This is a genomic window from Pseudosulfitobacter sp. SM2401, assembly GCF_042932805.1.
GTDB lineage: Bacteria > Pseudomonadota > Alphaproteobacteria > Rhodobacterales > Rhodobacteraceae > Ascidiaceihabitans.
This window is the reverse complement of the sequence record NZ_CP170635.1, coordinates 46,467-58,653: the sequence shown is the minus strand read 5'-3', so window position 1 is coordinate 58,653 and position 12,187 is coordinate 46,467. Positions and strand designations below refer to the sequence as shown.

The following is a 12,187-nucleotide window of genomic DNA, read 5'->3' as shown; positions in this document are numbered from 1 at the left end:
CCCGCTCACTCAATGTTCAACTCATTCGTTTGCTGCGATAAAATCTTTGGCGCTCTGAACCAAAGCTGCACCATCGAGACCTTTTGCATCCATTTCCGCAATCCAATCAGCGGTCACCGCATCGCCCACGGCGGCCCCAAACAGCGCAGATACTTCCGGGCCGGAGTTGGCATCAATCACAGCCTTTAGATCATCCGGCAAAGCCGCATAGCTGTCGTTGTTCATCGTCATCACAAAGGTCGCTGTGTACAAGCCCGGCTTTGAGACGAACCCCGAGCGGTGCGATGTCAATTCGCTCATTTTTAACGATAGGGTCACTTCCCAAGGAATAATCGCGCCATCGATGGCACCCTTTGAAACCGCTTCGGGCACCGCAGGAACCGGCATGCCCACGGGCGTCGCGCCAAGCTTGGACAACAGTTGCGCCGTCACACGGGTAGGACCGCGCAATTTCTGGCCCGCCACGTCATCCAATGTCGCCACACCCTTGTTTGAGTGTATCCAGACAGGCTGATATTCGGAAACCGCTCAAACAGTTTTGGCAGTAGAATGTCGGCCAACATTCTACGGGCGATATGCTTGCCCTGACAAAAATGAGGCCCGTTTCCAAAGGCTTGATGAGGGCGTTTGTCGCGTTCCACGTTGTACAAATGCGGGTCTGTCCAGATCTCTTCGTCATAATTGGCAGAGGCGTGGATGGTCATCACCGTCTCTCCCTTCGGGATCGAAATTCCGCGGATTTCGGTGTCTTGGGTCACCAATCGCGAACTGACCTGAATAGGCGCGCCCCAACGTACACCTTCGTCAAAGGCATCCCCCCACAGCGCTCCTTGCTTGATGGATTGCAATTGGTCAGGGGCGTTCAGCAGCCCATAAAGGATCGTCAAAAGCGCATCTCGCGGCTCGTTCAAACCGCCCCCAATGGCGATCTTGATGTTCGACCGGATTTGCGACAAGTCGATTGGTTCATCCGCATTCACCATTGCACTCAGCGCGCTGGGATCAGGATCCGCCTGTACGCGTGCAATCGCGGCATCCAAGCTATGGTTCATCTCGGCGTTGGCACGATCGCAATCGACAAACAAGGCAGGGTCCCAGCCAAAATTTCCTGCGCCATCGATCAAGACCTGCGACCAGCGTTGCATTTCGCCGTCGGTCGCGACGGGCAAACCAAGCAGCTGCGCCAAGCAACGCGCAGCAAACGGCCCCGCCAGTGCTGTGAACAGATCGACGGTTTCGCCGCCCGGCAGCGCTGTCACCAAATCATCCGCGATCTTGCTGTAGATCGGCATCCAGTGGCCGGCAATATTCTTGGCGCTGTAAGCCGGGGCCATCGCCATACGTTCGCGCATATGCTCTGCCCCGTCCTTTCGCATCAGCGTATGTGCCTGAAAGGCGCGACGCATCGACGTGTTCGCATCATTCGAACTGAACACATCAGGATTGTCTTTGACGTGCTTCGTATCGGCCGCTTTGGTCAGCATTATCCGTCCAATTGCGTCCACCTTCAAAACAGGCGCATTGGCACGCAATTTGCGATAGATTGGGTACGGGTCCTGCACGAGGTCGGAAAACGAAATCGTTGTGTCGACCGGGGCAATTGGCATTGATGTTTTCCTTTCAGAACGCCTGCCAATCAGCCTACTGGAGTACAGGTGACCCAACAATCAGATGGATTTGATCTGGATTATCGATTATTCTGATATCATAGATGATTGTGACTGGCATTGGGTGGTCTGGTTCTTGGATGATACAAGCTTTGCAACACTAAAGGTTTTGTGCGCGGTCCATGACCTGGGATCGTTTTCGCGCTCGGCTGTTTATCTGGACAAAAGCCAGTCATCCGTCAGCTATACCATCGATTCCTTGCGCAAATCTTTTGGAGATCCGCTGTTTGTGCGGCATGGTTCAGGGGTTTCGCCCACCCGAAGATGCGAAGACATCGTAAGTGTTGTACGTGGCATGATTTCCGAATTCGAAAGGCTTGGCGCACCGGCAGAATTTGATCCGGCGGTATCCGAAGGCACGGTCAGCGTTTCGTGCAGTTATTACGAACGTCTCACTATTTTGCCTGTATTGATGCGCAGGCTAAGGGCTGATGCCAGTGGTGTGCGTATGGAGGTCATGCAGGCCACCTCCGAGGGCGAAGAGCAGCTCAAGCAAAGCTCTTGTGATATGTTTCTCAGCCCTGTCGAGATCGACAGCAATGAGGTTTACTCTAAACATCTGTTTGATGACGAATATGTCTGCGTGATGTCAAAACAGAACCCATTGGCATCGCAAAGAATGGACAGCTTAGCCTATTCCAAAGCCCCACACGCCCTTGTCACGTACGGCGGGCAATGGAAGTCATTTTACCTGCGGGAACTAGAAGCCAAAGGGATCAAATTGAACACTGTTGTGACGATCCCGAGCCCCGCGAGCTTGCAGTATCTTTTGGCTGGGACAGATCTGATTTCCACAGTGCCAAGACGCATTGCAGAAAGCCTCGGCGCAGACGTCAAAATTGTCGAAAGCCCCTACCCTGCCGGCTTTTCAGTCTACCTCTATTGGTCAGTGCGGACCCATAATTCATCTATGCACCGATGGATCAGACGTGTTCTTTTGCAGGCTGTGGCGGAAAGCGAAAGCAAATAGTCCAGACCAGTAATTCGAGATTGCGGCAGGTTAACTTGAGCAAGATCAACGCGACAGTGACCAAGAATGACACAACAGTTTATGTGGTCCCTGAAGGATTGAAAGATAGTTTTGAATTACCCTTTAAAACCAGCCTGTTCACCTCGCTTTCGGCCTTTTCAGCAGGGTACGCCAATCGATGCTTTCATTCGATAAATCTTGGGCCAGTTTAAACGCGTACCCTCGATGATTGTTAACTGTCTCAACGCGTTCTAAAAGATAGCCCAAGACCATAAAGCTAAGTGTTGGCCCTAAATCTTTTATTGCAAACCACGTATTGCCAAGGCTCAGTTGTGAGGCAAAAGTATCCATTAAGCGGTGGCAGTCTTCTTGGCTCTTTGAAAACCTCAATTCCGAACACAGCCTTGGATAGGCGCGCTGCATTTCATCTGGGCTAACTTCAATTTTGGATAAAACCTTTTCTTCTACATACTGAGTCCTAGAAGTATCTTTGTGCCCCTCAATTTCAGGTGCTGTGGCCCTCAATTCTTCTGACTTTTCCGGTGTTATCCTCGAAATTTCCACAGTGATCTCAGTTAGCAAATCGTTGAGGGCCGTCTTTTCTGGTTGGCGTTTCAGCACGGTGCGGGCTTTGGCTAACAGGGCGTCTTCCCAGTTGGCCGGCACCAGCATTGATTTAAGGTTGGCCAGCGCCACGGCGCACATGTCACGCAATCTGCCCAACTCATCTTTTTGGTCCTGATAGGCTTGTGACATCCGCACGAATTCTGGGTGACGCTCGGCGAGGGGTAACAGCGATAGGCCGGTTGCCAGCACGATTTTACCCTGCCGATCCCTGCGTGCCCACCGCTTCCCGTTGCCGCTTGAGCGACGTGTTAACAGACCTAGGGCGACCAACTTGGCTATGTGGCGCTCAACGGTTTGGATGCTCACATGGGCGCGTTTTGCTAAAGATGCGTTGGAGGCAAAACAAATGTGCCCATCGTCGCGCGTGGCATCGACCTGATCTACCCGAAGGAACGAAATCATCGCTCTCAACAGCGAAATCGATGTGCCCTTTAGGCCTAAAGGTTCCCTGATGTCTTCGATTGTTCTGAGGAGTTGCCATTTGTTTTCGACAAACCCTCCCTGCCCCGTTGCATTGCGCAACGAGCGTGCCCCATCCGGAGCCGTTTTCTGGAATGATTTCATGTAATGCCTGTAGGCAAAGATTTCCCGTGCGCCCAAGAGCGGTTTTTTTATTGCTTAGTGATTCGGGGACTGCTACGTTCTAGGTGTCTAATCTAAGAAACGCGCTTAGCGTGATAGCCCTCGAAGCCTTGGTTTTGGGGGTTTTTCTTTGCTCACTTCCTCCTTTGTTGCTCTAACCTCTGGTGTCATCCTCAGGGTTTACAGCTGTAAACTCCTGGTAGGATTTCTTGATGATGTCTTCGAGTTCACGGTCCAACCACTCAGCGAATGCGGCGTTTTCTCCGGCTCGTTTGATCGACATCGCGATTGTCGCGCGGCCTGACTTGATGGTGACGCCTGCGACTGGTGTGACCTCCCTGCCCTCGCTTGGGCGCGCACCACGGCGTGCAATCTCTCGCAATAGATGCTCCAGCCGGTCATCCGATGACAGTGCGGTGTCCAGCTTTGACAGCATCGCAAACGCGGCCGACGCATTGACCTTTTTTGCAATGAATGCTTCTGCCAAGGCGGTCCACTTCGGACGCCCTGACTTTGGGGCTGCACCAATGCGATCCCCGACATCTTCGGGAATGTTGTCAGTGACCTTGGTCAGATGTGACAGCCCGGACGCAGACAGGCTAAGGACCTGCCGCACTGTTTTGGTGTCATGCCCCGCGGCTTGAATCACTGCCGAAAATCTGGCTTTTTCGTAAAATGACAGATTACGCCGTGCTGCGTTCTCTAGCCCCTTGGCCAAAAGCGCTGCGGCGTCATCTAAATCCTGAACGTTTGCCCGTACTTTCAGGTCCAATTCGCGACAGGCCCGCAATCTGCGGCGGCCATAAATGACCTCGAAACGTCCGGCAGTGCCAGATTTTCGCACCAGGATCGGAACTTGTTGTCCGCCCTCTTCGATGCTTGATTTCAGACTGCGAAACCCGTCGTCTTCATCTTCGGAGTTTACAGTTGTAAACCCGTCGAGGCGGTCTTTCGGCCCCCAGTCATCAATCAGATCAGGGTCTAATTCACGAATGGCAGTCAATGATCCCTGCAAAGCCCCCAGCGCGGGTGCCGACGTTTTGGCCGTGCGATCCTTGGCCTGAGGGCTGGAATCCGCTATCGCCTTGGCAATCCCGGACAGTTCATTAAGCGATTTGCGTGCCATCAGGTGCGTCCCCATGCTTGGTGGATCATTGCTTCGATTTCGCTGCCGACTGCATCCATCGACTGCTTTGCGCGGTCATAGGTCGCGCGTGTCATCTCGGAACGGATGACTTCGTAGATAGATTGTTTCAGCATCGTCGCGTCACTGATTGCCGTGCTCTTAAGCGCTGTCGCGGTCATAACGCGGTCCATAAACAAGGCCCGCATAAAAGACGTTAACTGCTGCGATGGAACATCCGTCGGCTCGTCGCGCGTGATCAAAAATTTGAAGTGATCGTACTGCAATTCGGCCCCTGCATCCTCGATGACGCCCATGTAGGCACCCGCCAGTTCCAGGAATTGCGCTGTTGATGACACGTCCAGCATTGACGGTGTCAACGGCACGATCAGCGATGTCGCGGCAGCCATTCCTGAGATTGTTAGAAAGCCAAGCTGCGGCGGGCTGTCCATCAAAACGATGTCGAACTGGTCCTCGACCTGGGCCAGTGCATTGCGGATGCGCAGAAAGAACGGTTGGTCAGGATTGCTGTTTACCGCCGATTCAGTCTCGAATTCGGTAAGCAACAGACGGGACGGGGCCAGTGACAAGCCCGGAAAATACGTCGGCATAATCACGTCCGAAAACGGCACCGGATCGTCGTAGCGAATGGCGTCGTAAACCGTGAGCCCGTCAAATTCGACCTCCGGGCTTACGCCGCACATCGAGGTCAGCGATCCCTGTGGGTCAAGGTCGACCACAAGCACCCTGTAACCATGCAGCGCCAGATAATGGGCGAGGTGGATTGTCGACGTGCTTTTGCTACTGCCGCCCTTGAAATTCATCAGCTGCCAGACCTGCAATCGCTCACCGTCCTTGCGGCCCGGCACGTATCTGCCTTTGGTCCGCGAGGTTTGCTCAAGGATCTGACGGGCATCCCACAGTTCTTGGGCGCTGTAATGACGTCGGCCTGCGCGCACGTCCTGTGGTTCTGGAACAGTGCCTTCGCCGTGAGTTTTGCGCATGAATTGACCAGACACGCCAAGCAGCTCAGCGGCCTCTGGTGCTGAAAAGGCGCGCAGTGATTTAGTGTTGTCAGGGGCAAACGCAGACAGCAAGTGCTCTCGGATGGCGCGGTTCAAACGCTCTGAAATATCAGTGGCGAGTTCCGAAGGTCGGTCTGCTACAATAGGTGTCGCGGGAATCATCTGGTTGCCTCAATTTGCTCAATGTGGCTGTTTTTGCGCCACTTGAGCCCAAAAACAGCGATTCACTGTGCTAAGTCAACGATTTTCTTAGGTTTAGTGTCTAATACGCTGCAAATTGCAAGATAGGACCTGATCCATTCATAGCGGTTTTTCACAAAGTTTACAGCTGTAAACTAATTTGCGGGCGTCTAACCCGTCCATCAGCATATTGTGCAGGCTCGGGCGTCGCTACAAAATACCAAGCGCAAATCCCGAACTCTTTTGACGAACCCGTGCCTGAAAAATCTGGACAATGACAGGGTTCGCGCAGGGAGTAGGGCAGCAGGATTACCTTCTTGGATGCGACTAGAAACAGCACGTGAGCCACAACAGTCAGACTGTAGGATATGTTGCAGGCACACTCGGAATGGTCATGCGGGTGCGCCTGGGTCACGTTAAGGTGCATCACTATTGCAGAAAGCGCGCCCATGTCACGATCCGACACAAACATTGAACATACCTTCTTTTCGGCGTTTCAACGTCCAGCTTGGGTTGTGATGATGGTCGGGCAGATGCTGTTAGGCCTCGCATTATTCATCGCACTGATCTTAAAGTACTACATGCTGGTCATTGGTCCCGACGGTTGCTTGGTCGACGGCACGACGCTGGGCAACATGATCCGTTGCACCGGAACATTGGAAATTGTCGCGAATTTTGTCTTTGCGCTGGCGGGTTTTCGTTTTGCCGCATTCATGTTCCAAGACCGTCCACGCGAAATGTTCGGCCCCCTGATGGTGGCCTTGGCGGGCGTATTCCTGATGTTCCTATCCGGCCTGACATATGAGGTCGCGACATGGTCTGTAGCCGCGACAATCCTCACGCTTATGGCGGCGATGGGCTCAATTTATGCCGCACAAGTATTTCTGCACCCACGTGATCGGTCCGAATAAGCCGCGAAAAAGAGACGTTTGGTTACACCGGCGCACTTGTTGTGATCACGCAATCGCCTGCTTTGCGTCACGCTCTTCCTTATGCCCCGGCAGTCAGTTTCGGCCGCAAGAGGGTTTAGTTTTCCTAGGGAGGAACAACCAATGAAAAAGACACTACTCGGAACAATGTCGGCCCTTGCTTTTGCGAGCGCGACGACAGTCATGGCAGACGGTCACGGTGGCACGTTGAAAATTGGCGCACTTGCGACGCTAGAAGGCACATACACTCAACTGGGTGAAGATGGCATTCGCGGCATCACAACCGCGTTGGAGGCAGCGGGCAACAAGGTCGGTGGCCGCGACGTTCAGGTCATCACGATCTCGACCGATGGTTCGCCAGACAGCGCATTGCGCGCGGCGCGCAAACTGGTTGAACAAGACGGCGTCGACATCATCTTGGGGCCACTGTCGGGGTCCGAAGGCATCGCGCTGCGCGACTATTCCAAGACGCAGCCGGGCACAACATTCATTAACGGGATCTCCGGCGCTCAGGAAACCACGCTGGTGACACCGTCCGAAAATTTCTTCCGCTTCAACACCGATGGTGCGCAGTGGTCGACAGGTCTTGGCAACTACGTGTTCAATGAAAAGGGCTACGAGACAGTTGCAACAATCGGTGAAGACTATTCGTTCATCTATACGCAAGTATTTGGCTTTGCGACGGAATACTGCGCAGCGGGCGGCGAGATCACAGAACGCTTTTGGGTGCCGTTGGGTACAAAAGATTTTGGTTCAATCATCGCAGCGCTACCGGATGATGTGGATGCTATCTACCTGGGGCTTGGCGGCGGCGACGCTGTGAACTTCCTCAACCAATACCAACAAGCTGGCGGTGATGCGAACCTGATCGGTGGCTCTATTATGGTTGACGGAACCGTCTTGAATTCCGAAGGCTCGGCCAAAGCGGCGCTGGTTGGTGTTCCGTCCTCGGGCATGATGGCTGACACGTGGGATGATCCGCGCTGGACTGATTTTGTGTCGCTGTACCAAGGCACTTTTGACGAAGGCGACCGCTTTCCATCGCCATCGCTGTTCGCACTTGGCTACTACAATTCAGCCTCGGCGATGTTGCAGTGTATGGACGCGATTGGCGGCGATCTGACTGATGGCCACGCGGCATTCCGCAGCTGCCTGAGTGGTCTTACTCTAGAGGCACCAAACGGTACAATCACGCTGGACGAAAACCGCCAAGCGGTTGGTTCGAACTTCGTTCTTGAGGTTGTCGAAAAAGCGGACGGCAGCCTTGCGACAGAGGTTGTATCCATCGTTGAAGGTGTAAACCAGACGCTGGGTATCGATGCAGAATCCTTTGCGGCGATCGGGCTTCCGGGCCGCGAAACACCTGTGTGCAAAGCGTCCTACTAATCTGAAACAGCCTGTCCGGGCGGCATGTGTTCGCCCGGACATTTCATTTCCCACCCATCAATCTGCGATCGAGGCCATGACGCTTATCAGTTATCCTACGCGCGTTCATTTTGCAGATGATGTGCTCCAAGAAGCCCTCCATTCAGAGCTGGAACGTGCCGGCAGCAAGGCACCGTTGTTGGTGTCTGAAAGTGTCTTGATTGGGTCGGAGTTCGCCGATCGCGTGCTAGAAGGATTGCCGGGATCCGCCATGCCGCAGACCCTGAATTTGGCGCCACACGCAGATCTGTCCCAATGCGTTAAGTCAGCGATGGGTCAGTTGTCTCAGCCTGATGTTATCATTGCATTCGGGTCGGCGCGTGCAATCGAATTCGGGCGAAAATGTCGATACGCACTCAAGCAGAAATACGGGGACCGGCCGCAGTTTTATGCAGTTCCTGGGCTTGATGGATTGCCGGGTCCTTGTACGCGCAATGTCGAAAACTGGCGGGCAGGATTACCGACTGTGCTGATTTGCGACCCCACAGTGACGCTGGATGCGGATCCTGAGCAGTGCTGGTTGGCGGCGGTTCTAAGTCTGGTTCGCTGCATCGAATCTTATCTGGGTGCCGCCTATAATCCACCTGCGGACGGCATGGCGTTGGACGCCCTCAGTCGCTGTGTTGTTACCTTGCCAAAATGTGCATCCAAGCCGCGTCTTGATCTGCACCGAGAGGTGATGGCCGCAGGGTTAAACGCCGCTTTGTCACAGGAAAAGGGGGTAGGGCCGTCGCTGGTGCTGGCGGCCGCGCTTGCGGAGCCAAAGCTTGGACTGAAGGTTCCCGAGCTTGCTCGATTGATCCTGCCTGCCGTAATCCAAAACGGCAGCGTCAATGCTGAAAAAGCAACTGTGCTGCTCAAGGTTCTAGGTGGCCCGGAACAGGCGTTAGACGCGGCAGTGAAACGAATTCTGGATCCGGTTCCGATGGGGCGTTCCTTGTCTGAACTTGGTATCGGGCGCGACGATCTTGACCGGGTTTCGACGCAGGTAAACGGCAAAGCTGGCCTTACGTCCGAAGGCGCGCGCGCGGTTCTTGAGACCATCTATTAGCCGCTCAATTCGCAGGTTCCCGCATCAAGAATCAGTCCTACAATTTGCATCGCGCGCATACTTTTCGACCCCAGGCTGATTTCTGTCGAGCAATTCGCGCTTTAACGCTGGCGATCGTGTTCAGACGATTGGGTATCCCACAAAAGCAGCTGACGTCTTGTGACCTTAGGCGTGTGTCAGACAGCAAGTTGGCGCTGCGTCGCGTCGGGATAAGTGGATGTCAGAAACCGTTAGTGGCAGGGAATCCGAAGCAGTGAAACTGCAGTCACGGAACTGCCGAAAATTAGTGTAATCGTTATTAAACAATAAGTTATTAGAAATTTATCGCCTTGGACGTATCAAAAGTTGCTGCCGTGATTGCACTCTTGGCGCACCTTGATGATTTACCTGATCATTCCCACGATCACTCAGGATCGACGCTGATGAAAGCGCTGCGCGGTATCTTTAGAATGCTGCTCCGCACCAAAAAATATCACTGTGCCGTTAGTCCGGCCGCATAACTTTAAGTCTGTTTCTCTGCTCTGGAGGCTTGCCAGACAGGCGACCGGTGTGTCCCGATACGGTGTGCGTAGGCGTGAATTTTCATTCGGTGAGTGGGAATTTGGATCGGGGAGGATCCTAATCATGAGCCAAGCTATTGCAGTTTCACACGGGGAGTTTGGACGGGCCGCTTTGTACCGGCTCGACAAGACGATCATCACACATGCCCACCGCGAAGGGCATCTGATTTTCCACGTAGACGAAGGCGAGGCGAGGAACTGTGTGTGTGATCAAATCGTTGAGCTAACGGCGACCCAAGCGATTGCCGTAAGCCCATGGGAGCCTCATAGTTTTGAGGTTGCCGAGGGGGACACCACGGTTTGCCTTGTTCTCTATATCAAGCCAATGTGGTTTTTGGAAAACAGCCCCTCTGCGGAATATGCGCTGAAATTCGGGTGCTCGGATGTGCAGCTGACGGATGAAATCGATCACTGCGTCAAACGTCTGACGGCGCTGTTGCTCGAAGACGAGGATCAGTCGCAATTTGATCAGCGACTGTTCAGTCTGACCAAGGCCAGTTTTGACAAGTCTTGGTCGCAGGGTAGCGCCGCATGTCGCAAGCAGTCCTACGACCGGTTTAGTGATTTTCGGGTACGCCGGTCGCTGCGTTTGATCAAAGAGCGGATGGGCGAGGACATCGAAATGGAACAATTGGCGCGCAGTGTTGGATTGTCCCGACCGCATTTTTTCAAGCTGTTCAAGCAATACATGGGCGTGACCCCGAATGTGTACATGAACACGCTGCGATCCGAGCGCGCGATCGAAGAACTGTTAAAGACCGAAAAGACAGTTACGGACATTGCGTTTGATCTGGGGTTTTCGTCACAGGCCAGTTTTACCCGCTTCTTTTCATCCAACGTTGGCATCGCGCCAAGCGAATATCGTCGGGTGGCCCACGTCACCGATGGCGCTTTTCCGATGATGTGAAAACGCAGCAGACTTTTGGGTACGCACCCAGCCAAAGCCATGTCGTAGCCTTCTTCCTGAGGTGACCCCGGTTTACGGGGCAGGGAGGAAAATTTGGATTACGTACAAACGGCTGGTGCCGTGACATGAGACGTTTCGCAAACTCTCATCCGGTGTGGACCGGCATCATTGCTCTTGCCACCGTCATTCTGCTTTGGTTGATTTTCGCGCTGTGGCCGCCCGGTCTGGTCGATGTGATCGGCAAAAAGAAGGTGTTCTTGGCCGCGTTGTTCAACGGCATCACTCTGGGTGGTTTGTACTTTCTGGTGGCCAGCGGTTTTACGTTGATTTTTGGCCTGATGCGCAACGTGAACATGGCGCATGGGACATTGTATTTGCTGGGCGGCTACGTCGGGTTTCATACGGCCAACATCACCGGTTACTGGCTGTTGGCATTCCCAGTCGCGTTTGTCGTGGTCGGGATTTGCGGTGTCCTTTTGCAGGTCCTGGTTTTTCGCCGGATGGAGGGCGAGGACCTGCGCCAAACTCTCGTAACCATCGGTCTGTCCATCGTTTTTGCCGATCTGATGCTCTGGGGCTTTGGCGGTGATTTCTTTAACATCTCGCCACCACCGTGGCTGTCAGGGCCGATCGAGACGTTCATTGTGACGGCTGAAAAACGCAGCGGTGATCTTGTTTACATGAAATACCCGATGGTGCGGATTGTGATCTTCTTTGCGGCTGTGGTGCTGGGTATTGCGATGTGGCTGGCGCTGAACAAGACGCGCGTTGGCATGATGATCCGTGCCGGTGTTGATGACCGCGACATGTTGCAAGCAACCGGTGCGCGCATCCAGATTGTGTTCATCGGCGTCTTTGCTTTTGGGGCAGGGTTGGCTGGCATTGCCGGTGTGGTGGGTGGCACGTTCCAATCCGTCGCGCCGGGCGAAGACATCCGGTTCCTGTTGGCCAGTTTGGTTGTGGTGATCGTCGGCGGCATGGGGTCGATCCCGGGCGCGGCGTTGGGGGCTTTGTTGATCGGTTTGGCCGAGCAGTTCGGCTCGGTTTACTTTCCGACCTATGCGGTGGTCCTGACGTTCCTGATCTTGGTTGTTGTGCTGGCATTCCGCCCACAAGGCCTGATGGGCATGGAGGGATAGGG

The 12,187-nt window shown here is 54.0% G+C and carries 11 protein-coding genes; 6 read left to right on the top strand and 5 right to left on the bottom strand.

Annotation, left to right across the window (positions count from 1 at the left end; genetic code table 11):
- Window positions 1-21: 21 nt before the first annotated feature.
- Window positions 22-450 (bottom strand): hypothetical protein, encoded by a 429-nt coding sequence (locus ACFIO0_RS21360; protein WP_390915448.1) that lies wholly within the window; start codon window positions 448-450, stop codon window positions 22-24.
- Entirely contained in the window at window positions 429-1,607 is a 1,179-nt protein-coding gene (locus tag ACFIO0_RS21355) for a cytochrome P450 (RefSeq protein WP_390915447.1), read from the bottom strand. The genes ACFIO0_RS21360 and ACFIO0_RS21355 overlap by 22 nt, the downstream gene beginning before the upstream one ends.
- 64 nt (window positions 1,608-1,671) lie before the next feature.
- Between ACFIO0_RS21355 and ACFIO0_RS21350 the strand changes: the two genes are divergently transcribed.
- Window positions 1,672-2,637 carry a LysR substrate-binding domain-containing protein gene (locus ACFIO0_RS21350; RefSeq protein ID WP_390915446.1) on the top strand — a complete coding sequence of 322 codons (966 nt, stop codon included), beginning with the start codon at window positions 1,672-1,674 and terminating at the stop codon, window positions 2,635-2,637.
- Window positions 2,638-2,775: 138 nt separating this feature from the next.
- Here ACFIO0_RS21350 and ACFIO0_RS21345 read toward each other — a convergent pair whose 3' ends face one another.
- The 3 genes from ACFIO0_RS21345 to repA form a co-directional block, all read right to left on the bottom strand.
- Window positions 2,776-3,828: a helix-turn-helix domain-containing protein gene (locus ACFIO0_RS21345; protein ID WP_390915445.1), complete on the bottom strand. Its 1,053-nt coding sequence runs from the start codon at window positions 3,826-3,828 to the stop codon at window positions 2,776-2,778.
- A gap of 172 nt (window positions 3,829-4,000) precedes the next feature.
- A complete protein-coding gene (repB, locus tag ACFIO0_RS21340; RefSeq protein ID WP_390915444.1) occupies window positions 4,001-4,972 on the bottom strand; it encodes a plasmid partitioning protein RepB in 972 nt (323 codons plus the stop codon).
- The gene (repA, locus tag ACFIO0_RS21335) at window positions 4,972-6,156 is read right to left on the bottom strand and encodes a plasmid partitioning protein RepA (protein WP_390915443.1); all 1,185 of its coding nucleotides are present in this window, start codon (window positions 6,154-6,156) and stop codon (window positions 4,972-4,974) included. Before repA ends, repB begins: the two co-directional genes overlap by 1 nt.
- A 467-nt stretch (window positions 6,157-6,623) precedes the next feature.
- Between repA and ACFIO0_RS21330 the strand changes: the two genes are divergently transcribed.
- The 5 genes from ACFIO0_RS21330 (at window position 6,624) to ACFIO0_RS21310 (ending at window position 12,185) form a co-directional block, all read left to right on the top strand.
- Complete coding sequence (locus ACFIO0_RS21330; RefSeq protein ID WP_390915442.1) at window positions 6,624-7,085, top strand: hypothetical protein; 462 nt, start codon at window positions 6,624-6,626, stop codon at window positions 7,083-7,085.
- Window positions 7,086-7,226: 141 nt separating this feature from the next.
- Window positions 7,227-8,489: an ABC transporter substrate-binding protein gene (locus ACFIO0_RS21325; protein WP_390915441.1), complete on the top strand. Its 1,263-nt coding sequence runs from the start codon at window positions 7,227-7,229 to the stop codon at window positions 8,487-8,489.
- Window positions 8,490-8,565: 76 nt separating this feature from the next.
- Window positions 8,566-9,579, top strand: a complete 1,014-nt coding sequence (locus tag ACFIO0_RS21320) for an iron-containing alcohol dehydrogenase (protein ID WP_390915440.1) — start codon at window positions 8,566-8,568, stop codon at window positions 9,577-9,579.
- A gap of 624 nt (window positions 9,580-10,203) precedes the next feature.
- Window positions 10,204-11,046: a helix-turn-helix domain-containing protein gene (locus ACFIO0_RS21315; protein ID WP_390915529.1), complete on the top strand. Its 843-nt coding sequence runs from the start codon at window positions 10,204-10,206 to the stop codon at window positions 11,044-11,046.
- Window positions 11,047-11,171: 125 nt separating this feature from the next.
- On the top strand, window positions 11,172-12,185 hold the full coding sequence (locus tag ACFIO0_RS21310) for a branched-chain amino acid ABC transporter permease (RefSeq protein ID WP_390915528.1): 1,014 nt from the start codon (window positions 11,172-11,174) through the stop codon (window positions 12,183-12,185).
- Window positions 12,186-12,187 lie beyond the last annotated feature (2 nt).